The following is a 23,044-nucleotide window of genomic DNA, read 5'->3' on the forward strand; positions in this document are numbered from 1 at the left end:
AAATCTATCGAGTTTGAAAACTGTTATTGTTCTAATTTTTGTTTTGTTTTTCGTAATCCCTCAAATATGGGCTCAGAAATATTACTAGGGAATGAGGAAGGAAGTTGTTTGGAGACTTTCTGGATTACAGAATCTGTTTGTTCCAGCATTTCATTAAGAATTATTTCCGCTCTTTCTGGAGAGTAACTTGCCTCTTTTGCGGTATCTGTAAAATGCCGACGTTGCAGAGTATACCAGTGGTAATGATTATTTTTACCTTTTAAGGCCATCGCCATTTTAATTTTCTGAATTTGCAATTGTTTTTTCTTTATCAGTGGATATGCAGACATCATGTCGTATAAAGGTGTCAGTCTGTATTTACCTTCAGATTCGATAAAAAGGCTGAAGTTTTTAGCATGGCCATCAATTCCAGCAATGAGCCAGAAAAAAACTTGAGCACGATAAAACATATCGCGATCTGAAGTCGAGTTTACTGAACCAAGCAATAATTTCATAATCTCTTTAATACCAGGACCTCCGTCCGATTGATATTTGATGTTGTAAGAAACTCCTAACGCTTGGCATAAGTCCTCTTGAGGCAAGCGCATGATCCAACTTTCATCCCGAGATAGTCGGCGATCAAACCGTTTTACCGATAAAATCTTTATATCTTCAAAATGAAGAATGTCACAGTCGGCGGCTGGTAATCCATAGCTTTTTGCAAGAAGAGAGCACAGCCATTCATTTTCGCAACTGTCTCGTAAATCCATCTGTTGGTGAGCAATAATGCCGATAGGCAATTTAAAAATATGTGTAGTTGGTGTTTCCTGAAGCGGTTCGCACCATTGGTTCTCATGATATAAAAAAGCAGTTTTTTCTTGGGCCCCCGCAATAGAAATTCGAAAATCATTTTCTTCCTGGCTCATGCCTAGAGGGTTTATTTGATAATTTCGTAAGATTGAAGCGATTTTTTGCTCTGTTAATGGCTTATATTTAATTGTTCTCTGGAATTCAGCTAATGGAGCTGTGATAAGCTGAATGGCCCCCACGCAATCCCTGCCAATACCTGCCAGCAGATCAAATGGTTGGCTGGTTGCTATTTGAAATCGTGCTTGGATTCGTGCGCGGATTTGGTGATTATCTGGGAGCAGATTATCAAAAAAATTATATACCACATCACCAGTATAGGTTTGTTCAACAAGAGGTAATGATAATGAAATAGGGCGGGCTCCTGCTTGATTTAACCAGTCTTGATGATAAGTGAACTTCAATCCTCCCTGAGATGTTTTCTCAAGCATCCCCACTAAAATGCCATTCATTAAGACATAAAGAATTTGATTCTTCTTTACCATTCATCGTTCCATTGATTGGTTGTTGTATTGGACTCATTTTTTGTTAATATTTTTAAATCCAAATCAAGAGCGGATAATATCCGAAATAAAGTGCTTAATCTCATGTTTTCTGGGTTATTCTCGATTGCGGAAATGGTTTTTTGTTTTAAACCCACTAAAGCAGCAACTTCTTCCTGGCTTAATTTCAGTTTTTTGCGTTGATTTTTTAACAACAATGCCAGTTCCAGAGAGGAGTGAATCAGCATAAATGTTCCTGTATGAATTGATACCTTAGTGGGGATATTTTAATTATATACCCTAAAATGGATAATTTCAATTTAATCCCCTTTAGGGTATATTTTGAATTTTATACCTTAAAGGGAATGAAATGCATCGGTAGGAGAAAATTTTGGATAAACAAAGTTCTTATTATTGAAATGAGAGGGATAAATCTCGCTCATCAGTGACGGAAGTATCCAAAGTGACCTCGGAGGTGGAGGAATTTCTCATAGCACTCATAGATTCTTTCATTGAATTCATGGTTGCCTTAGCTAACTCATTTGAAAATCGTTTATAAAAACCAGCCCAACCTTCGGCCACTGAAGTTTGACCCATGCTGCTCACAGTATCGATTAGTCCTTCTCCTTTATTAAACCCATGTTGAACTCCTTTGAACAATCCTGCAACGCCGCTTAGTACTGCTTTTCCATAAGCTTTCATTGTGAGCCAAACCTTTTCACCTAAATTTTTTGATGAATCATCAAGAAGTGCATTAAAGTTTTTTGCTGTTTCTATTACATTCTCACCTAAATCCGCTAACAGTTTATAATCTGCCCTGTCTTTCCCAGTAAAGAACTCATTCACCCTATGCATAAGCTCCAATCCACCATTAAGTAGAGCATAACCACATATAGTCAGGCTTAAAACTCTTAATGAACCTAATTTCTGAGAAAGGGTTTTTTCATCATCTTGGTCTAAGGTTTTTTCTAAGTCGTTTAAATAGTTTAGAATGGTTTGCGACACATGATTTCTTACATCGACAAAATCTTCGGGAGTATCTGTGCTGCCTGTTATTTGGCGATCCTTGCGTATACTGCTGATTAGCTCCTTAACTTTATCTTTGTTTGTAGACATGAAAACGTTCCTATACAACATATATGGTCAATTATATCAAAAAGAGATGATAGAAATCGTTGAGTAAAATAATTAATTTGTAAAAATTTTATAAATTTTATCCCTGTAGAGCACTTATTCCTCATCTAATTAGGTTGTAAGTGAGTTATACTCATTTCATTCTTCCTGAAGAGGACATAAAACCAATATTTTTATTTAATGTATTACCACCATAGGTCAGAGGCTTTTCATTTTTATTGAAGGACATCAATTTTTCAAATCTGGGAATAGAGCATCATCATGAATATTTTATTATTAGCTTTTGTTTTATTGGTTTGGGGTATGAATTGGCCCTTAATGAAATTAGCGATGAACTTTATGCCGCCCCAATGGTTTGGTTTTACACGAATGATCATGGGCAGCTTATTTCTTTTTTTATTAGTGATTATTCAGAAAAAATATACTTTTCCCAAGCGGGGGGATATTCCTCATTTGTTTTCTGTTGGTGCATTACAAGTTGGCCTTTTCACCGTATTAGTCAATTTTGGCCTCTTTTACAATGGGGTAGGGCATGCAGTTATTTTAGTCTACTCCACTCCTCTTTGGGTGGCTCCCATAGCGATTATTTTCTTCAATGAGCGTTTAAATTTAATCAAAGCGTTGGGTTTAGTTATTGGTATTTTAGGAATCATAGTACTTTTTAATCCATTCGATTTTAATTGGTCAAATCACAATGCGTTATTAGGCAGCGCTGCATTATTCTTATCAGCCCTATTATGGGCGATTGCTATTCTTCATGTGCGTTTTGTTCCCTCCCAATCGTCTATATTGCAACTTATGCCGTGGCACTTGTTAGTGGGTACAATAATCCTTGCTATCAGCGCTCTTATTTTTGAACCACATCCTGTGATCCATTGGACCACATTCTCTATATTATTGAATCTTTATATCGGAACGATTGCTACAGGTTTAGCTTTTTGGGGGGCTGTTGAAATAAGCAAACGTTTTCCTGCTGTTACCACATCTTTATCTTTAACGGGTGTACCAATTGTTGGGGTTATGTGTTCGTTATTATTTCTTGGAGAAAAACCAACCCCCAGCGTTTTGATCTCTCTTGTCATGCTAATCATAGGGTTGGTCTGTGTCATTTTAGGAGATTATCAAGAAAAAAAACTTAAACCAGGTTTGGCAAAAGAATAAAGTGTATGTTTAGGATTACTTAAATATGGATGTTGTCATTCCTGCGAAGGCAGGAATCCATCCATGATCGAACACTGCCAATATAAAACTGCCTGCGCGGGGATGATAGAAGTACTTGCTGTTGAGCATGAAACATCGAATGCTTTTTAGCTTGGCGGCTATGGCCTTTGGCCAACCCACATCTTGAGATTGTAGAATGGAATTACTATCAAAGACAGCAAGCCATGGTATCTTTGGTGGTAATAATACATGCTTCAAGCACTGCTTTCATTAATAGATATCCAAGAAAGCAGGGCACAGCCACAGCAGCCGCGGCAGTTAGACATGCCAAACCAATCGCTATGGAGGTGATTAATAGAGCTGGAGGACCCAGAACCAGGCCACATGCAGCACCTCCTACTGCACCTAAGACACCGCCATAATAAGCGCCTAAACCTAATCCTACAGCACTACCGGTTCCTGAACCCAATAACCCGAATTTAAGTAAAAGATGAGACATTTTAAAACCATTGTTAATTGTTATTATTTTATGATTGAGCACCCCAATAAGGAGGGGGTTTTAATCAAATTTAGTATACTAACCCTTTGATTTAAAGAGTGAAATATGATTAAACTGCCAATCTTATCACCATTCATGACTAATTTGTATCTTTTTAAATAAGGTATATTGACTGAGAAGGGAACACGATGATTTCATCGCCAAGAATTTACCATTATATAAAAGCTTGCTGTTTCCACATATAACGAAATGGTCCATCTCTTTGGATTAGCTCCTGGAATTGACCTTGTTCTAATAGTTGGCCTTTCTCTAATACCAGTATTCTATCCATTTGTTTTAATGTGGCAAGTCGATGAGCTACAATAATAGTCGTTTTACCTTGCATGATGTATGTCAAGGCATTTTGAATATAGCTTTCGGTAATCGAGTCGAGAGCTGATGTAGCCTCATCCATGATCAGAATTTTGGCTGGCTTCAAATAAGCTCGTGCAATAGCGATGCGCTGTTTTTGCCCGCCAGAGAGTTTCATTCCTCGCTCACCCACCAGAGTATGATATCCTTCGGGTAGTTGTTGGATAAATGTATCGCATTCAGCTAATCTGGCTGCATGATATATCTCGTCCTCAGATGCTTCAATATAACCGTAGCGGATATTATCCAAGATGGAACGGTGAAATAAGTCGACTTGTTGAGGGACTAGTGTGATGGCGCGTCGTAAACTGTTGATGGTGATTGTTTCTATGTTTTGTCCATCGATAGTTATTTTACCACGAAAAGGTTCGAAAAGACGCAGAAGCAAATGAATTAAGGTTGACTTCCCAGCCCCCGAGGTTCCAACAATACCCACTTTTTCTTCTGATTCAATGCGTAAGTTAAAATCCTTGAACAAAAGCATTTCAGGATTGTATCCAAAATCTATATTTTCCAGATCGATTACTCCTCTTGTGAGTACCAGAGGTTTCGCATCAGGAAGGTCGACCACATCATGGGGTAACATTAGTACATTCATGGCTTGACGAAATTCGCCAATACCTTTAATGGTGTCGCCTATCGTTTGCCCCAGTACATAAATGTGATTCAGGCTGGTTATCAGTAAAGTCAGAACAAAAGCAAAATCTCCTGGCGTTACATCAGCATAAATACGTCCATAAATCAAAAGGCTCATAAAACTTGCTAGTAACGTGAATGTCATAATCCCTTGGAAAAAGTGTAGTTTTAGTAAATCCCATTGAACGTGTTGTTCCGAAACTTTTAATGAGGTTAGGCTTAGCCCCAAGTGTTCTTTTTCAAATTGGGTTTGGCCAAAGATTTTTGCAGTAATAATATTGCTAATTACATCCATCAATCTTCCACTCATCTGGTTTTTATTGTGGGCGAAAAGTTCCGCGGATTTTCCCACGGATTGAGAAAGCCTCAATGTTATAAAAACAAATAACACAGACCATATAATAAATATTAAGGAAAAACTCCAAGATACAGTTGCTAAGAAAAATGTGACAATTACTGGTGTCGCAAGTCTGGCTATAAATCCTTCAAAAAAATTTCGAACTAAAGGCTCTGTACCATTACTTACATCCTGTATTTTACTGGCAATATCTCCAGCCAAATTACTTTGGAAAAAATGGATGCTGTGTTTGCTGATGTAATGGAAGAGATCATCAATGATTTTTGCTTTAACAGCAGGGTACATTTTCATCACAGCATATAAATAGGCACGCATAGTGAGATTATGGTAAAGATCCATACTGACATAAAGGCATGCAGGAAGAGTGATATGAGGTAAAAGGGATTCTTTGGGGGTATAGCTGACAACATCGATTACCCACTTCATCAGATAGGCCTGAAAGCTGCTTTCGAGTCCAGCAAAAAAGACTGTAATGAAAAAAACCCAAAGATAGCGTTTGTTTTGCCGCAAATAGGGGCTCAAAAACGCGAGGATACCAGGAATTTTTTGCATGGCTAAATAGGTAATAATTTTATATTTTTAATGTAACACTTTTTTTTAAAAGCAGTTAGATATAAACCGATTAATTTGGACTTTTCAATGGATTGAGTATCGCTCGAGGCAGTACCCAATCCTGATATTTTTTAATGACCAGCTTTTCTTACGCCTTGCTCAATACGCTCACCAAGTTGCTGATCAATGTTTTTCCAGTATTCAAATGCTCTTTTTAGCACAGGTTCGCTGACACCATCTTTCAGGTGGCCAACGACGTTGCTAACTAGCCTTTCACGTGCTTCATCGTCCATTACTTTCCGTACGAGGGTATTTGCTTGTCCGAAGTCATTGTCATCTTTACGGAGGGTATATGCTGCACGTACGAATTCCCCATGGGTTTCCCAAGTCGCTACCTCAGGATTTCTCCAACTATCTGCTTTTGGACCTCCTTTAGAGTTTGGTGCATAAACAGGGTCTAAGACGTTTTCAATACGCATTGCACCATCTTTACTGTAGCTGTGGACAGGACACTTGGGTTTGTTAACAGGTATCTGCTTGTAATTCACACCTAATCGTGCTCGGTGTGCATCGGCATAGGAGAATACCCTTGCAAGAAGCATTTTATCCGGGCTGATCCCTGTTCCTGGCACCATATTGTTAGGTTCAAACGCCGCTTGCTCGATTTCGGTGTGGTAATCAGTCGGATTACGGTTCAGGGTCAGCTTACCGACTTTGATGAGAGGGTAGTCCGCGTGTGGCCAAACCTTTGTTAGATCAAATGGGTTAAAACGATAAGTCTCCGCTTCTTTGAACGGCATAATCTGCATGTGAAGTGTCCAACTTGGAAACTCGCCTCTTTCTATAGCTTCATACAGATCACGAGTATGGTAATCACCGTCTGTACCTGCCAAGCGATCAGCTTCTTGTTGAGTCAGAAACTCAATCCCCTGATCGGTCTTGAAGTGATACTTTACCCAGAACTTTTCACCTTGAGTATTAACCCACATGTAAGTATGGCTTGAAAAGCCATCCATGTGGCGCCAGCTTCTTGGGATCCCGCGGTCCCCCATCAGCCATGTTACTTGATGGGCAGATTCTGTAGAAAGGGTCCAAAAATCCCACTGCATGTCATGGTCACGCAGGTTATTATTAGCACGACGCTTTTGAGAGCGTATAAAATGCTGGAATTTCATTGGATCGCGTACAAAGAAAACAGGGGTGTTGTTCCCGACCATATCGAAGTTGCCTTCACTGGTGTAGAATTTCACAGCGAATCCACGGGGATCGCGCCAGGTATCAGGACTTCCTCGCTCGCCGGCAACAGTTGAGAAGCGGAGAACTACATCGGTTTTTGTTCCTGGCTGAAAAACAGCAGCTTTGGTGTATTTGCTGACATCTTCACTTACTTCGAAATGCCCGAATGCTCCACCACCTTTTGCATGTGGTTGACGTTCTGGGATTTTTTCACGATTGAAGTTTGCCATTTGTTCGATCAAATAATGATCATGTAAAAGTATAGGACCGTTTGGTCCAATGGTTAGAGAATGCTCATCACTTGGTACTGGTATCCCTGAATCTGTTGTCGTGAATTTTTGTTTATTGTCCTTATCTGCCATTCAAATATCTCCCTTAATTATAGTAATGAGTAGTTATTACTGATTTGTGATTGTTACTAATTATATCTGTGATACTTCGGAATGCTAGTATTTAGGCGTCAGGTTTGGCTGCTCTCGTTAAAGCTATGGTTCTACATGTTAGCACAAACCAAAAAACATTATTAGATTAAAAATCAATCAATGAAGTAAGAGTTAACTGTAATTTTATTAAGAGCCTTTGGAATCTATTGTATATGAAAGTTATTTAAGATCAGAAGATTACCGAAGAGATTGCGAAGAGTGCAAGACAGTAACTTTGAAACTTAAGCGAGCATTTACCAGACAATATATTACTTAATAATGATAATGTGTTGTGTTGAGTAATGCATTGATAGCAAAACTAAAATAATATTAATTACCCATCCAATAAAGCCAAACAATAATCCCATCACAAATGATGTGAGCTGTGGTGTAGCTTAGAACTCATAAATTGTGGGAGTATGGTCAAAAAAATTAATTGATTACCAAATGGTATTTCAATTTAATGACCAATACCATTTTACTCTACCCAAAGGTCAATATTGCCTATTGAAAATCATCATTTACATCCTTTGGGTGAGCCTTCCAACTGTTACAAATCTATATGTGGAATCTTTCGATTTTTCATATCGCCGATCACAATCGTTGCAGGCTTTGCATCGGTCTGTGTATTTGTACCATCCATACCTAGAAAGTCATCATAGGAGAAGGCGTAGGAATTTAAATAGCTTTCTTGTGGATGATCTATGTTTTTATCAAAACTCAACGCATGCATGGCCTCGGAATAAACATTCACACAGGGGGCATCTTTAGTAGCGCCACATTGATTTACATTATAGTCAACAGAATGATCAACGTTGTTGAAGTAGTATTTTAACAGTTCTTGCATTTGTTGTTTGTTTCTGAAAACCGGATTGCCTTGTGCATCAAAGAAATTTTTACCAATAAAGGCTGATTCTTTACGCATTAACATACCTGAAACAATGGCAGAAGTCAGATCTCGTGCTATAGTGGCGTCCACAGCGTTTTTATTTTTAAACGGCGCTTGCGCTCCCATTAAAATTGAATTACTCACCTGTGGTGAACCCAGATTATAAGACAAGGTTTCAGGGCCGGATTCGCCATCACGTGAAAAAACTAATGTTTGACTGTTAGGCTCAAAAGCTCCTGACCAAATACCTTTATTTAATTCTTTCAAATCAATTTTGATAGAACGCTCTATCGAAGAAGAATAGTACCTGCTTAGTTCATTGATATAGTTGGTAAAATATCCACTAAATCGATGGCCAAATCTTCCAGGGGCATCGATTCGCATTAAGGAGTTTGCTGAATTGTAAACAACCAGACTGGACCATTCCGATTTGAGCCACCGCTGATTGCACCCTGGGGAGTCTATTGTTTCACCTGCACTACGGCAAATGATTGTTTTCATATTTTTAATGACCGCATTGAGTCCGCCAAAATGACCGTACTCATGGCCTGCTTGTTGAATGGTATAAGGGATAGCAATAAAGTCAACGCCAGTCGGGTTAATCACAGTTTCACCACTGGTACTATAATTAAATTCAACCTTATCAAAGAGTGTTCCATTTGTAGTTGTTTGAGGGTTGTTTACATCTGGTTGTTTTGGAGTTAGCAAGTCCTTGTCTGTAGGTATATCCAGAGTATTTCCAAAAGAAATATAAATTCTGCCAGAAGTAAGATGGGGTATGCAGGCTTGCGCTATTCCGCCTGAATTAGGGGTTAATTCAGACAATGAAATACCATAGTCTTTTCCATTCATCTTTATATCAGTAATATCAACAAGCGTACCAATATGATTCCCATCATTAAATTTAACATAAGCATGTTTTTTAGTGGTTGGATCAATACCGAGCACAACAATATATGTGTTTCTATTTTCGATATGTGTGTTGTTGGTTTTTGATAAGTCAAAGCGCACCGACATCCCGCCACCCTGACATTGATTCTGCGAGAAAGCATACTCACTTATAGTTAACAAACCAGTCAACCCGAGCATTAAAACGCTTAACCTGCTCAACTTGAAAATCCTCATACATAAACCTCACTAAAGATGAACAATTTAATTTTTCTAAAAGGGATTTAGTTATCCAGAACCTGTGCTATAGAGCACAAAACAACCTTAAATAGTCATAGATTGATTATTATACAGGTTTCATGACTGTATTTTCTATAAGCAACTAGTGTAAAGGCTGAATTAGCTTGATATTGGTATGCCTGATCTTTTAAGTTATTTGTTTGTAGGATGCTACAGCAATTTTTTGACTGTTGATTTGATGTAACAAGTTCATGAGTTCAGCGACATTAAAGCTCTTTTTGCATCTCGATAACCCGCAGCGATTCTCCTTTTAATTGTGTTGGAAGAAAAATCAAAAGGTGCGCTTACATTTTCTGGATCCTTATTTTCAATATAAAGGATATTTTCAATGTATTTGTAATTGATTAGACGTTGGTATCCTGGTAGCCGTTTGATAGGGCTATCAGGAGGAACAATTTTATCAATTTCATTTACTACCTCAATATATTCATTAATTTTTACCGTTAAGTCTTTATTAAATCGGATCTTATTGGAGAATTGAATTTCAAAAATTCTGTCAAAAACGTCAGCCATATTGGCAGGTATTTTGCCTTTGCTCGGAAAAAGATTGATGACAATAATTTGTTTTTTTACCTCAGGATCAGGATCAAGGCATTCTAAAACAGGGGAGAGCGGTGTGTTTTCAAATAAACCTCCATCCCAAAAATAGGTATTTTTTATCATGGTCATAGGAAAACCAGGTGGCAAGCTGCCACTCGCCAAAACATGCAAGGGGGTAATTTCTGTTCGATCTTTACCTTGATTTGTAAATGTTTTTATCTTGCCAGTAGCAATATCTGTTGCAGTAAGAATTAAACGCGTAGAGGTATTATTTACTTTTTTAAAGTCAATATACTTTTCTAATAACTGGTGTAAAGGCTTAGTGAAATAAAAACTGGTCCAATCTGCTAAATTCCAATAGTCAGTTCGTGGATAAAAAAAGGATGGATTGCCAAATAAAGCCAAATAGGAACTTAACTTATCATTTAGAAAAGGAGATGAAAAAATCGTAAACTCTTCCCACATTGCTTCAAGAGTCGCGATGGGTTCATCTTTAGATCCAACAAGGGCCACGGCATTGATAGCACCTATAGAAACTCCCGAAACAATATCGAGTGAGAATTGAGGATTTTCATAAAGTTGTTTTAAGGCACCAAATTCATAGGCTCCTAGTGCACCTCCTCCTTGCAGCACCATCCCTGTTTGTTTCATGTTTTCCGTCTTCCTGATTGAATTTCTTTAAGTATAGATTACTTTTTCTTTAACTCGAGGTTCGGTAATAAGGTTATCATTTAAAGGGAGCAACTTTTTATAGGGGGTATGCTGTTGAGATAATTCTGTTGTTTTCTTCTCTCTGTCATTGGCTATCTCGGTAAATAACTTGCAGAATTGGTGATCACTTCACTTAAAAAAAGAGAAAGTGGCTTTACCCTTTGTTTTGGCATGATACATAGCAGTATCAGCGTTTATAAAAAGTGTTTGTGTATCTGAACTATTTTGAGGATACATTGCGACTCCAATGCTGACGGATGTTTTGATGAAGTGGTTGTCTATTTTTATTGGATTATGAAAATCTGCTAAAATTTGCTCGAATATTTTAATCAAATCCTCAATTTGATTTATTTCTTCAATAATCAATCCAAACTCATCTCCACCTATTCGTGCAAAATAATCAATTTCTCGCAAGTGGGGAATGATAATTCCGGGCAAAGCCATTAATAGTTTATCACCACAAACATGTCCATAGGTATCGTTGATAATTTTAAAATTATCAACATCAATAAAACATACAGCTAATTGGGTGTTGTTTCTTAAAGATCGTGCTAAGGCTTGTTCCAGGTAGTCGAAAAAGCTCAAACGATTAGGTAATTTGGTTAAAGGATCGTAATGAGCCATTTTTATTAGCTTCTTCTCATTTTCAAGTTGTTCAGTAATGTCACTAAAAATAATAGCAGCTCCTGTAAGCTTATGATTTATTATGATAGGGATACAGGTGTATTCCACTCCAAAATAGCTATGATCTTTTTTCCAGAATACCGCCTCTTTTGCTTTGATTATGGTTTCACTCTGGATGGCTTGATAAATTGATGAGTTTTCAATTGAGTCAGAAGAGGGGGTAGTTATTTGTTTATTAAGAATTTTAGTTATGGATTCATTTTTTAATTCATTACTTGAATACCCCAGTAATTTTTCAGCGGCTGGATTGATAAAAGTGATTTTGTAATTTAAATCTATTCGCAATATGCCTTCGCTAGCTGCATTTAATAGGAGGAGGTTTTTTGCTTTTTCTGTTCTGAGTTGCATGGTTTTTGCTTTGGCAAGATATTGGATTAAGTAGCGCTGTCCATAGAGAATAAATAAAATAATATTCATTAGTACACAAAAAAATAGAGTTGCTGTTAATGCAGACCATACATACCAGGAGTATTCACGATGGAAAAAATACGGAGATAAAATAGCCGTGATATTCCATTCTGAGTCGGAAAAGTATTGTCTATAAGTAATACTAAATAACCCAGTTTGATCCTGTTGTATTTTATTATTATAAATCTCAAAAATAGGGTTGATTTTTAAGTCAGGTGAATTTACTTTAATCGTGAGGTTTGAGTAATTTAAAAAATTATCAAAAATTTGATTGAAAAGTTTAATAAAATTAATTTGTAAAATAGTAAATCCTGCAAGTTGATTTTCTCGGTATATCTCAGAAATAATGAGCATCTTATCTATTTTACCTTCATTACCCAATATTACAGGGGCTTTGTTCGGAGTATTATTTGGAGTATTTAGACGATTAACAAGATTTGGATTGGTTAATAAATTATAACCATCATGAAAAATATTAGTATTTTTTGATACTGTAAAAAGAATAGGATAATACAATGATTTCTTCCTGGAGGAATTTCCATGGTTTTTATCCAATATTTCAAGCTGATATTTTTTTTCAAAATCATTTCGGTTGGTTACTTTAGGTGCCCATTGTATGGATTGAATCATTGGATATTCTCGCAATAATAAAGCTCCTTGTTTTTGAAAATCTTCTTTATTTATAGTGGGAGTTGTTGCTAGAAAAAGAGAAATTGTATGAGCGGTTTCATTTACTAATTTAAGCTTCTCGGTCATTTGACTAAATTTATAATGGGTTAATTCAGTGAATTTTGATTGCACTCGCTTTGATTCTGCATGACTATAAAATATATGGGCAATAACAACTATAATGAACGTCAAGCATAAAGGAAGTAGAATGGGTAATCTTCTGCACTCCCATAATTTTCTAGGCTTGGCAAATGAAATCAGAAAAACAGGAGTAAAAATTAGTATTCCAATACTGTCTCCTATCCACCAGGTAACCCAGCTTAATGAAAAGTTTTCAGGGGATATTACTCCTAACCAACATAGTCCCACATTACTAATGGTTGCGGCAACAACACAAGAAACCGGCCCTGTGAGAAGTGCAAAAAGAAGAATATCTTTAGGGAGATGCAATGGATTATTCAAACGAACAAAACGTTTGACAAGCCACCAGCCAAATAATGCCTGGAGTAGTGCTCCAGAACCTGTTATTAATCCGGTGAATAAATTTAAAAACTCAAAAATATGGCCCGCATTGTTAAATGTTACATAAGAATTGAGGAGGAACGAAGAAAGAAAGATGCCTGGTAAAGTTCGTAATCCCCATACAAGAACTGAGCCAAGTGCAATTCCTGATGGCGCCCAGATTGTGGTGGCATAACCTGGCGGTACAGCAAGCATGAGTCCTAAAAGGCCACTTGAAACATAAAAAAAGACAACAGTCAGATTATATAAAACCGTTTTTTTTAAAATGCTTTTTTCTTTCATTTAAATAAAGCCAAAGAAGAGTGTATTTAGTTTTTCATTTAAAAAAATGTTAATCATATCGATTCCTATTTTTTAATGATTATTTAATTTTAGTTGAAAAAAAGAGTATTTTCAGACGTGTAATATTAAAATGCAGCTCCGAATATGGAAAATAAGACAAAGAGATCCCACTTAAAATATCAGCGATGAATTTATAAAACTATTTTTAATCTATGACCTTTAATGTAAATGAACACAAGGGTGTGAGAATATTAAGGATTGGCATGAGTGATTTACCGTATTCAATATCCAAAATATTCAAGTAAAAAAGGGCAACTAACGAAAAAAATCCCCAAGATCAAATAAAATAAAAATTGATCTTGAATGCGTCTTTGCTCTTTTTCTTTTGGACGCAATATATAAAACGCTATGAAAAGAAAGAATACGCCAATTAGTATGCTTAAAATTTGCGCGAATAAAAATAACGACGTAAAATGCCGCGGAGTTGTCTGTACAACATTTTCTCCGGCCGGAATAACTTGAACTGCAGCAGTAAATAAATTCATTCTTTATAATATAAATAATATTTTTTATTATCCTCGCTCCATTTGACTAAGATTTCAAGTGTAAGAGCAATTCACAAAGTGATAGCATCTAAATATCGTCGATATAAAAATAAACATAAGAATTGATGTTTTTTCTTCCTGTATATAAAATACGCAATTACCGGAAAATTTTATACTATAAATCTTATGAAAATTTATTTAGTCGGAGGCGCGGTACGTGACAAATTACGCGGCTTTCTCCCCAAAGATAATGATTGGGTAGTTGTTGGTACAACTTGGGACGATATGTTAAATATGGGATATAAACCTGTACTTAGCAGCCAAGAAACAAAAGACATTCCCGTTTTTTTACATCCCGAAACTAGAGAAGAGTATGCCCTTGCTCGATGTGAAAAGCGAACAGGAGTTGGACATGCTGGTTTTGAGTTTGATTTCTCTCCTGCGATTACTTTAATGGACGATTTAAGTAGGCGGGATTTGACGATAAATGCCATGGCTTTTCAGCTTGAAGAAGGAAAACTGGGTGAATTGATCGATCCATATAATGGAAAAGCTGATTTGGAGCACCATATATTAAGACATGTATCCTCAGCATTTGTTGAAGATCCTCTTCGATTACTACGTACAGCACGTTTTGCCGCTTGCTTAGGCTTTCAAGTAGCACCAGAAACGATGGTGCTTATGAAACAGATGGTTGCTAAGGGAACAGTAAGTGAACTGAGCTCTGAGCAAATCTGGAAGGAACTGGAACGTGCTCTTATGGGAGAATATCCGGAAAATTTCTTCGATGTGCTTAAACAATGTGGTGCAGATAGTATTTTATTCCCTGATATGGACATACTAGACTCCAGCATTAAGGTGTTGCAACGAGCAGTTGCTCATAAAGATTCAGCATACGCTCGTTTCGCTATTTTGATGCAAAGCCAGTCTCAAAAAGAAATAAGCACGTTTTGCAAACAATACAACATACCAAATCAGTACCGTGATCTAGCGTTATTAACAAGTAAGCATTTGCCGCAATTTCGACGGGTTCCTGAACTGGGTGCAGCAGGGTTATTGGATTTATTGACAAACATTGGCGCGTTCCATAATAAAGAACGTTTTGAGCATTGCTTACATATTTTTGAGTTGTGTACAAAAGAAGAGTCTTATGCAGAACAACTCCGCAAAGCCTTTCAAGCAGCCAAATCCATTGACACCAAAGATCTCGCTTCGAAATACATAGGGCATGAAATTAATAGAAAAATTAAAGTATTACGTATTGAAGCGATTCAACAATGTATCAATACTCCGGACGATCGTCATTTGGTAGTTGGCAACAGCGTTGTATAATGTTACTTGAGTACACATCTCTGCCTGGAATAGGCACTAGGCTTTTTTTATCGATGTGTATAAGATTTAGTTGCAATCAAACAAGCTAATTCTTTGTTATGAACGTTGAATCTTTAGACATGTGCTATGAAGGAAAAAGCTGTCTTGGATTCAAATTACCAAAGTCATCAGGCTATACTTAAAAATAATTAATTCAAATAAAAATAATAATGGCACGAATTCTGGTTTTACAACATTCTCCTTATGAGCCATTGGGTATCATTATTCATACCTTAAGAAGGATGAAGTTGCGTATTCGCTATGTTAATTTTGCCCGAGATCCCCTTCAGCGGGTTGATATGAATCGTTATCATGGCATTGTTGTCCTCGGCGGTGCCATGCATCCTACTGAGCTTGATTTATATCCGCATCTAATTCACGAAATAGAATTGTTGCAGATAGCAATTGCTAAAGAAATGCCAATATTAGGGATTTGTTTAGGCTCCCAATTACTGAATATAGCCTTGGGAGGGAACTGTTATGCTTTAGACAAGCCTGAGCTCGGATGGACACAAGTAAACAAATGTGGCGATCATGATTTATTTGGACTGTTTGATCTTCCCACACATGTTTTTCAATGGCATCAATTTGCAAATCAGACCGCTCCAGGCATTGAAATACTTTTAGAAAATAGTCAGTGTGTACAAGCTTTTTGTCATCATAATAGCGTGGGGCTCCAATTTCATTTGGAGGTTGACTCCAATTTGATTCAACGCTGGCTTGAACATCCAGATTATTTAGAACATCTACGCCGCTATCTAAAACCTGAAGATATTCATGCGATTCATGTAGAGACCAAACTGCACTTGCCTAATTCAATGGTGATAGCAAAACATTTTTTTTCTAATTTTTGCCGCTTGTTTAATAAGAAATCCTATGCTTTATCGTCATGGACGGCAGGAAGGGACTTGTTTTAAGATCGCTTCCTTACATCCACTTTTATCTTTTGGAATAGCGAAAAATTTGTATCTCGTAGGTTTTTGTCATTTCTTTGGCAAGGATATGAGAATAGTGCTCTGAAACATCTGTGAAGCCGTCGAGACAAGCAATGGTGGGGTCGTTCAAAAAATTCCTGACTACTAGTGTTGCAGACTCAGAAAGTCGAGAGGCAATACGACCAAGGTAACTCTTAGCCATTTCATTTGGAAAATAGGAGGGGGCATTAGAAAGTGAAATAAATCCGCTCTTGTTTTCACTTTTTTCCAGCGTTGAAATAATATCCTGCTGGATGTAACTGACCTTAGTTTGGAGTAATGCTTTTTTTGCCTTACGAAATAGGATCGGGTCACATTCTGCTGGAAGTGCTTCTGCGAAAATAATTTCTCCAAAGAAGATCAATTGGAGCATGTAATTTTCTCTTGCTACAGTATTCAGAAACATCTGATCGAAACACTTTTTGTATGTATGATAGAAACTGATTTTGGGGTCTACCTGGGGAAATATGCCTGGCTTTATCTTCCAGGTGATTGCCATCAATACAGCATAAATGCGCAAAAAAGAGTGCCATGCTTTTTGGGGAAATTTATGAGTATAGTAAGATCTTTGTTCCTCCAGGGTCTTGCAGTCAAAAATTTTTAATCCCTTTTTTCCTACGAATTTGCGAATAACCACACTGAATTTGCGGACGGTTTGTTCCCATTTTCCAGAATAAATAAGTGAGTTCCACTTGCTCATCCTAAACGAGTTTAAAAAATACTCCTGGGTGGTTGGACGTAATGTGATTAACCTCTTAAAAAGATCTTCTCGACTTTGAGTAGAGCTTCTTGTAGTTGGATATCCAAGAAATTGAATAAACTCATCGTGCTCCAAGTGTCTTACACTTTCAATTCTTAATTCTGTCAGATAAAGTTGCTCTACAGAGAGATCCACACAAATGAGCTCTTGCGGGGATTTGCTTAAAAGAGGAATGATTCTGCTTCCGCTCCCCGCGATCGCTATGACTCTCTCTGTATGCTCGGGAAGAAGCTCCGATTCGACAACTGAATCTTCATTAGCTAATGTATATACCAACCCGTTAAAATGTGTTTGTCCCATAGGTTTGTTTTCCGCTAATTCAATTAGAGATCGCTCGTTAATAACCAATCCCAATTTTGGGGTTTTGTTCCACAATTGAGTAACGTGATCGTAGAAGATGGAAAAAGCTGCATTCTTGAAAGCTCCTCAACCAGAGGATCTTCTGATGCTGCACAAAACATGTGGATATGACCCTCCTGTGGCTCGTACTCTTTCTCAGTTCCTTTCCCCATATCTCCAAATTGCGCATGCAAAACTGGGATTCTACTTTGATCATGGGTCAAAACGAGATCTTTAATTCCTTCCAGCGACAGAAATCGCACATCGCCCCGATACTGTTTCAGAATGGGCTGAGCGTTTTGCATAGAGGCATGGTCTAACGAAAACAGGCTAAGCTGGGTATCTCTTACGGGAATCCATTTGAGCCATCTTGTGAGGCGTTTCGCTTGGTTCTCACTGATTCCTGTGACAGGATTCATGGAAATGCCAAAGCCATTCCAACTGCTTAGCAAATTTCGTAAATAAATTTTGTAAGCCATTTTGATAGGTAAGTGTTGGCCTCGGTAGTCCGGATGAATTTTCAGGTCACAATAGTACCAAATTTTTTTTATGCCGATGCGGGATGGAACAGTTCTCAAAACTGCGGCAACTACTCCAGCAACGCGATGTTTATCTACGAATATGTAGTAATAGAGTTTTCCCAATCGCTCAAAAAAGGCAAAATAATCTTTACCATGATCAATTTTAAAAAACTTATCTCCGTAGGGGTAGGTGACTTCTCGCTCCAAATCAAGGATTTGGGCGAGATAACGATTCATATTTGCAAGAGTCAAACGTACTAATTTCATGAAATAGATACCACGGTTGGTTCAGATACTTTTACCTCTTCGGCTGTTAACACCTGTTTATCTTTAATACCATGGTTTACCAGACTTCCGTTGAGCCAGCGCCTGCTTCGTGCACGAAACAGTCCTTCATATAATCCATTAAAAAGGGTGGCTCCCAATCGAAGGCCTTGCTCAATGGAGTTTCGTGATTCAGGTTCTTCATGCCAGGCAGTTCGTAGAATTGCAAAGAAATCTTCCGCATGCTTGAGGTCCAGTTTTTCATGAAGGTCATAATGGATAAGCTGGCCAGAAGTGATCCACTCACGCGCTACCACGTTTCGCCCGATAAAAAATGAAATATCGGAAAACATCCTTTCAATCATCCCCATCGTACCAACTCCGAGCAAATAATCATCTGAATTGCATACGCCCTCCAAAGTCGTGTTAAAAATTCGAAGTTCCGGCCATAAAATGCGAGCCTTCACGTCCTCAAAAGTACATCCGTCCAATCTTTGGAGAAAGACTAGAAAGGTAAATTTATGAAACCGATCTCGTTCACCTTCTCCGTGTTCTTCCCACACGTTTCGCAAAATCCCAAGTCTTTGCTCAGGGCAAGGAATCTTGGATACCAATGCAGCCATAGGGCGTGCGAAAAAATCAACAGCGGAATAAAATTGAATCTGTGTTTCGACAAAATCACTTTTATCAAAAAAACCATCTCTTAGATGGACAAAATAGGGATTATTTAAGTAATTTGTCTCTTGAAGAATTTGCTCGACTAACTGATCCATACTTATTTTACCTTCAAGGCATAATTGATTTGTGAATAGAATAAACTTCTATCGCTTGCTAATAACTCTGCACTTTCATCGCATAAAAGCTCAAAATGACTGGAAAAGTACCTCATAAAATCTTTTTGATTATTGAGTTGGCGTGTCAACAGCCGTGCTCCTGGCTTCATTTCAAGATTGAGTCGATTTGCCAGATGCTTAATTTTGTCTTCATCCATCCAATCAAAAATATTAGAAAGGTTCACCAGATCGAATGAGTGAAAACTTTCGACTTTGTCGATGGTGTTATTAAAGAATTCAAAATGATACTTTGGAGTTGGGGCGCAGAGATAATAAGGAAGGCAGGATTCCTGGTTGATGTAATGCCCTAAAAACAGATGATGAATAAAATAATTTCTGGACATGTCATCTTTTTCCAGACCCCTCTCGATCACCTTTCTAAAATATTTCGGGTAGGAATCTCTAGGAGCGTGCTGTACTGCTTCTGGACCAAACATTGCTGCAAGAAAGTTATGGTGGAAAAATAAATCAAAGGCAACCTTCCAATATTTATGTTCAAACAGCACTGCTCTTATATGAGAGCTATGAAATTTGCCTAAAGGCTGGGTCAGAAGTTCTTTTAACTCCTCTAGAGGCAAAATAAACTCAGTAATAAAATTTCTAAACGAACGAAAAAGTGACTCGAAATTTCCTCCCTCGTTGAGACCAAATGGAGAATCATTTTCTACATTAAAAGCCGCTTTTTTTGTGGTGGAAGATTCCTCTAAGACCCTCATTTTCTCTTGTATTAATGCAATCTGTGTATGATTTGGGTCGACTAAAGTGAATCGTAGGTGTGGAAAGTAAGCCTGCAGGGAAAGTGCAGTACAGCCTCCCGAGGCAATGAGAAGAATTTCTTTTGCTCCGGAGGAAAGGATTACTTTTTTCTCGATTTCTGGATCTTCTCTGACTACTGAGAATTGAATTGGGTTATTTTTATTCTTGAGCATACTTGACCTGGCTTGCAGTCTCCATATTGAACTGGTGGGTGAAAAATAACATTTTATCCTACAGTTAGGGAATACTGATGCTTTTCCATTGTACATATGCAAGCAATACTGTCAATAAATTATGCCTTTTGTATTTTGATGAGCTTTGCTGACGATCTATTTCCTTGAATGAAGCTATGAATGTTCTGAAAGAGCCGAAATTCTTACTGGATATATGTGTGCATCCTTAAGAAGGGAAGTAGAGGCGATATGAGTGATTTATGATTTATAAGATTAATATGGATGCAAATTGTATCATAACGCTTTAATATCAATTTAATATTAACCATCTTTAGTCAGGCATGAATTAGTACTAAAGATATGTGTTGTTGTTTCAATAAGCCCATAAGTAGGTTTTCTAACCTACCTATAGTTGCTGTGTTTTTAAATCATCTACGGAACAGGAATTAATATCTATGGAGGAGTTGGCGTGACATTTTCATTCTGAGTAATTTCTCCGTTAGGAGTAGTGGTAACTGGAGTGCCATATATCATTCTTGACATCGGGCTCCAGAAGAAAGATAACGCTCCGGAAAGGTAACCGCCAGTCTCCACATTCGCTTTTTCTGGTTCATTATTTTTTTCTTTGCTGCGATCGATTACACCAAAATGTTCAATGGCATGTTGTTCTGTCAGCTTCATGAATAAATCTGCCCGGGCAATAGGAGGAAGTTCATGCGATGGTCTCTCTTTATAAAATCGCTCTGCAGCCGTGATGATTAATCCATTAGCTTGTTTTAGCAAGCACAGTTCGTCTACTTCAATTTTTTTGCTAGGGACTATACTGCGTAATGCGGCTAGGTCATAAATAAAGGTTTGAATCTGCTGATAAAGCTTTGCAAAATCTTCAATACCATCAGCAAATTGTTCTTCATAGCTTTGAGTAAGTTGCTCAATGGTGTATTTCTCTAGGCCTTTTCCAGACAATTTTTTATAAATATGAGTTATTTTGCTTGCAGAGGGATGATCAGGTAGTTTTTTATATTCTTCAGAGCTTATAATTTCATCGAGGATAACGGAGGGGCTATTTTCAATGTGATTTAATTGCATTAATAATGCACTAAAAAAGTGGGCTAAGCGAATATCTATAGATTCTTGAAAGTAATTAAAGTCTTTTTTCAAGGCATGGGCGCGAACCACTAATGTATGATTTATACTCGTGAAACTTAATTCAAGGAGTTCCGCAACAAACTGTTTAATTGTTAAATTTTCTGACTCAGACAGCTCTTTAAATTTAGTTAAGATATCAATAATTGCTTGATGTAGCGTTTCTTTTTCTTGTTCTTTTTCAATTGATGACCAGTTCTCAGTTAAATATTGCTGGCTCACCTGACGAATCACGATACCAAATGTCTCCAATACATTTTTACGATTCACTTCAGAATCCAGGATTGATGTTTCTTTACTGGCAATTTTTTTAATGTTTTCTTCTAGGACTGAGCTTGCAGTATTGAGCATCTCCGTAAGCTCTTTCTTTTGGGTATCAAGGCCAAAAATTTTGAAAAAATGAGTTTGCATTAATAAGGCATGTTCCTCATTAACGTAACCAGAGTAGGTGGTAAATACATCATTGAAGAGACCGTAGATACGCCCTTTATGCAGAATTCTGCGCTGCTTAGTGAGCCCCATATAGGAGTAATTGGTTGAATTATATGCATCATACCCAATTTGATTTTTGGCAATAGCCGCATAAAGTGTCCGTAAAATAGTTGGAAAATCAAGTGTGGTTACATTAATCGATTTCACTCCAGAATCGGATCCCGAATATTTTCTTCCTAAAGCGGTATACTGATGAAAGATCTGGGTGCCATCATTAAACGCTACATGATACTTATTTAAGAAATTAAGTATCTTATATATCATTAATTTTTGGACATGGGTGGTTTTATAACCATCAGGGCAGACAATTATTCCTTGTTGGGAACCATCATTTCCATTTGAGCCGGTCCCATGATGTCCAGGCATGGAATAACAAACAAGGTTTTGTTTTTCATTAGAGACTACTTCAGGATAAATTGGGGTAAATCCCCAATCAGAACGTTCGTTTGCATAATAAATTAATTCAGCATTATTTATAATTTCCGGTAATATAAAAAAACGTTCGTCATACCAAGTAATTGGAAAACAATCTCCAGGGACAGGGTCCATACCAAAGAAGTTTATTGATGTATGTGGCAGGTTTGTTTTTAACTTATTGAACCATTGCTCTTGCTCTTCTTTAGGTATGAGATTAATTTGGGATTTTAAAGGCTCTATAATATCAGGAGTGTTATTTTTTGGTGTACCCTTGTATCGTTTTGTTTGCTGCTCAGCCAACTGCTTCAATACTTCTTCAAAACTCACGCATTCTGAAATCATTTTTTGTATTGCTTGTAATTCATGGGCTATTAAAATCGATTCAACCGCGCCTCTACTATGAGCAATAATGTTGATTAACGTTTGTCCTCTGGCTACTGCTTTCAAGATTGCCACCAGCCCCAAGGAAATTTTTTCTCCTACATTGGAGCCATCTGTTGTAGGTCCATTAACTACGGTAACTTCATCTGCTTGCAAGGGGTAAGGATTTTTTGCGTCAACTTTCGTTATTTTAGCTGGTGGATTTGTTTTAATTAAAAAAGAGATGACACTTAGTGTTTCTCCTTTGGGATAATCTTTTACTTTGGCTCCCTTGGTATAAGGAGTGGGTTTCGCAATTTGTTTTAATTCAGGGGTAAAGTCAGTGAGAGTCCCTAATATTGTAAGTGTGAATGGTTGCTTTTCAATTTTACTGTCCATAGTAGTATGCCCCATAGTGTGACACAATGATCCATTATAGACATTATTGCATATAAAAATAAAC

General features: G+C 37.4%; 17 protein-coding genes. 3 read left to right on the top strand and 14 right to left on the bottom strand.

What is annotated here, in order from left to right:
* Positions 1 to 23: 23 nt before the first annotated feature.
* The 3 genes from Lpar_RS10400 to Lpar_RS10410 form a co-directional block, all read right to left on the bottom strand.
* Positions 24 to 1,331, bottom strand: a complete 1,308-nt coding sequence (locus tag Lpar_RS10400) for a type II toxin-antitoxin system HipA family toxin (RefSeq protein ID WP_058517879.1) — start codon at positions 1,329 to 1,331, stop codon at positions 24 to 26.
* On the bottom strand, positions 1,325 to 1,576 hold the full coding sequence (locus Lpar_RS10405; protein ID WP_058517880.1) for a helix-turn-helix domain-containing protein: 252 nt from the start codon (positions 1,574 to 1,576) through the stop codon (positions 1,325 to 1,327). Before Lpar_RS10405 ends, Lpar_RS10400 begins: the two co-directional genes overlap by 7 nt.
* Before the next feature lie 163 nt (positions 1,577 to 1,739).
* Entirely contained in the window at positions 1,740 to 2,444 is a 705-nt protein-coding gene (locus Lpar_RS10410) for a hypothetical protein (protein ID WP_058517881.1), read from the bottom strand.
* A 279-nt stretch (positions 2,445 to 2,723) separates the two neighbouring features.
* On the opposite strand from Lpar_RS10410, the gene Lpar_RS10415 reads away from it, so the two are divergent.
* Positions 2,724 to 3,623, top strand: coding sequence for a DMT family transporter (locus tag Lpar_RS10415; RefSeq protein WP_058517882.1), 900 nt, complete (start codon positions 2,724 to 2,726; stop codon positions 3,621 to 3,623).
* Positions 3,624 to 3,831: 208 nt separating this feature from the next.
* Here Lpar_RS10415 and Lpar_RS10420 read toward each other — a convergent pair whose 3' ends face one another.
* The 6 genes from Lpar_RS10420 to Lpar_RS10445 form a co-directional block, all read right to left on the bottom strand.
* Entirely contained in the window at positions 3,832 to 4,122 is a 291-nt protein-coding gene (locus tag Lpar_RS10420; protein WP_058517883.1) for a hypothetical protein, read from the bottom strand.
* A gap of 214 nt (positions 4,123 to 4,336) precedes the next feature.
* The gene (locus Lpar_RS10425) at positions 4,337 to 6,037 is read right to left on the bottom strand and encodes an ABC transporter ATP-binding protein (RefSeq protein WP_162264344.1); all 1,701 of its coding nucleotides are present in this window, start codon (positions 6,035 to 6,037) and stop codon (positions 4,337 to 4,339) included.
* A 173-nt stretch (positions 6,038 to 6,210) separates the two neighbouring features.
* Complete coding sequence (locus Lpar_RS10430) at positions 6,211 to 7,677, bottom strand: catalase (RefSeq protein ID WP_058517885.1); 1,467 nt, start codon at positions 7,675 to 7,677, stop codon at positions 6,211 to 6,213.
* A gap of 610 nt (positions 7,678 to 8,287) precedes the next feature.
* Positions 8,288 to 9,736: a beta-1,3-glucanase family protein gene (locus tag Lpar_RS10435; protein WP_237759390.1), complete on the bottom strand. Its 1,449-nt coding sequence runs from the start codon at positions 9,734 to 9,736 to the stop codon at positions 8,288 to 8,290.
* 267 nt (positions 9,737 to 10,003) lie between these two features.
* On the bottom strand, positions 10,004 to 11,005 hold the full coding sequence (locus tag Lpar_RS10440) for a patatin-like phospholipase family protein (protein ID WP_058517887.1): 1,002 nt from the start codon (positions 11,003 to 11,005) through the stop codon (positions 10,004 to 10,006).
* A gap of 189 nt (positions 11,006 to 11,194) precedes the next feature.
* Positions 11,195 to 13,630 (bottom strand): diguanylate cyclase domain-containing protein, encoded by a 2,436-nt coding sequence (locus Lpar_RS10445; protein ID WP_058517888.1) that lies wholly within the window; start codon positions 13,628 to 13,630, stop codon positions 11,195 to 11,197.
* A gap of 731 nt (positions 13,631 to 14,361) precedes the next feature.
* Here Lpar_RS10445 and Lpar_RS10455 point away from each other — a divergent pair.
* Together Lpar_RS10455 and Lpar_RS10460 are read left to right on the top strand one after the other, a co-directional pair.
* On the top strand, positions 14,362 to 15,507 hold the full coding sequence (locus Lpar_RS10455) for a tRNA nucleotidyltransferase/poly(A) polymerase-related protein (RefSeq protein ID WP_058517890.1): 1,146 nt from the start codon (positions 14,362 to 14,364) through the stop codon (positions 15,505 to 15,507).
* A gap of 209 nt (positions 15,508 to 15,716) precedes the next feature.
* Positions 15,717 to 16,463: a type 1 glutamine amidotransferase gene (locus Lpar_RS10460; protein WP_172465772.1), complete on the top strand. Its 747-nt coding sequence runs from the start codon at positions 15,717 to 15,719 to the stop codon at positions 16,461 to 16,463.
* A gap of 22 nt (positions 16,464 to 16,485) precedes the next feature.
* On the opposite strand, the gene Lpar_RS10465 is transcribed toward Lpar_RS10460, so the two are convergent.
* The 5 genes from Lpar_RS10465 to Lpar_RS10485 form a co-directional block, all read right to left on the bottom strand.
* Positions 16,486 to 17,580 (bottom strand): DUF3419 family protein, encoded by a 1,095-nt coding sequence (locus tag Lpar_RS10465; RefSeq protein WP_115341249.1) that lies wholly within the window; start codon positions 17,578 to 17,580, stop codon positions 16,486 to 16,488.
* A gap of 23 nt (positions 17,581 to 17,603) precedes the next feature.
* A complete protein-coding gene (locus Lpar_RS10470) occupies positions 17,604 to 18,407 on the bottom strand; it encodes a hypothetical protein (protein WP_058517893.1) in 804 nt (267 codons plus the stop codon).
* Positions 18,404 to 19,177: an iron-containing redox enzyme family protein gene (locus tag Lpar_RS10475; RefSeq protein ID WP_065236072.1), complete on the bottom strand. Its 774-nt coding sequence runs from the start codon at positions 19,175 to 19,177 to the stop codon at positions 18,404 to 18,406. Before Lpar_RS10475 ends, Lpar_RS10470 begins: the two co-directional genes overlap by 4 nt.
* A 2-nt stretch (positions 19,178 to 19,179) precedes the next feature.
* Entirely contained in the window at positions 19,180 to 20,166 is a 987-nt protein-coding gene (locus tag Lpar_RS10480; RefSeq protein WP_058517894.1) for a DUF3419 family protein, read from the bottom strand.
* Positions 20,167 to 20,619: 453 nt separating this feature from the next.
* Positions 20,620 to 22,980, bottom strand: a complete 2,361-nt coding sequence (locus Lpar_RS10485; RefSeq protein ID WP_058517895.1) for a hypothetical protein — start codon at positions 22,978 to 22,980, stop codon at positions 20,620 to 20,622.
* Positions 22,981 to 23,044 lie beyond the last annotated feature (64 nt).

It is taken from the genome of Legionella parisiensis (genome assembly GCF_001467945.1).
Lineage (GTDB): Bacteria > Pseudomonadota > Gammaproteobacteria > Legionellales > Legionellaceae > Legionella > Legionella parisiensis.

Excerpts from the sequence above, each read along its gene's own strand:
- Lpar_RS10430 (WP_058517885.1), bottom strand. The coding sequence starts at position 7,677 with ATGGCAGATAAGGACAATAAACAAAAATTCACGACAACAGATTCAGGG.
- Lpar_RS10465 (WP_115341249.1), bottom strand. The coding sequence starts at position 17,580 with ATGGGACAAACACATTTTAACGGGTTGGTATATACATTAGCTAATGAA.
- Lpar_RS10460 (WP_172465772.1), top strand. The coding sequence starts at position 15,717 with ATGGCACGAATTCTGGTTTTACAACATTCTCCTTATGAGCCATTGGGT.
- Lpar_RS10480 (WP_058517894.1), bottom strand. The coding sequence starts at position 20,166 with ATGCTCAAGAATAAAAATAACCCAATTCAATTCTCAGTAGTCAGAGAA.
- Lpar_RS10405 (WP_058517880.1), bottom strand. The coding sequence starts at position 1,576 with ATGCTGATTCACTCCTCTCTGGAACTGGCATTGTTGTTAAAAAATCAA.
- Lpar_RS10415 (WP_058517882.1), top strand. The coding sequence starts at position 2,724 with ATGAATATTTTATTATTAGCTTTTGTTTTATTGGTTTGGGGTATGAAT.
- Lpar_RS10470 (WP_058517893.1), bottom strand. The coding sequence starts at position 18,407 with ATGAAATTAGTACGTTTGACTCTTGCAAATATGAATCGTTATCTCGCC.
- Lpar_RS10445 (WP_058517888.1), bottom strand. The coding sequence starts at position 13,630 with ATGAAAGAAAAAAGCATTTTAAAAAAAACGGTTTTATATAATCTGACT.
- Lpar_RS10420 (WP_058517883.1), bottom strand. The coding sequence starts at position 4,122 with ATGTCTCATCTTTTACTTAAATTCGGGTTATTGGGTTCAGGAACCGGT.
- Lpar_RS10455 (WP_058517890.1), top strand. The coding sequence starts at position 14,362 with ATGAAAATTTATTTAGTCGGAGGCGCGGTACGTGACAAATTACGCGGC.
- Lpar_RS10410 (WP_058517881.1), bottom strand. The coding sequence starts at position 2,444 with ATGTCTACAAACAAAGATAAAGTTAAGGAGCTAATCAGCAGTATACGC.
- Lpar_RS10475 (WP_065236072.1), bottom strand. The coding sequence starts at position 19,177 with ATGGATCAGTTAGTCGAGCAAATTCTTCAAGAGACAAATTACTTAAAT.
- Lpar_RS10440 (WP_058517887.1), bottom strand. The coding sequence starts at position 11,005 with ATGAAACAAACAGGGATGGTGCTGCAAGGAGGAGGTGCACTAGGAGCC.
- Lpar_RS10485 (WP_058517895.1), bottom strand. The coding sequence starts at position 22,980 with ATGGACAGTAAAATTGAAAAGCAACCATTCACACTTACAATATTAGGG.
- Lpar_RS10400 (WP_058517879.1), bottom strand. The coding sequence starts at position 1,331 with ATGGTAAAGAAGAATCAAATTCTTTATGTCTTAATGAATGGCATTTTA.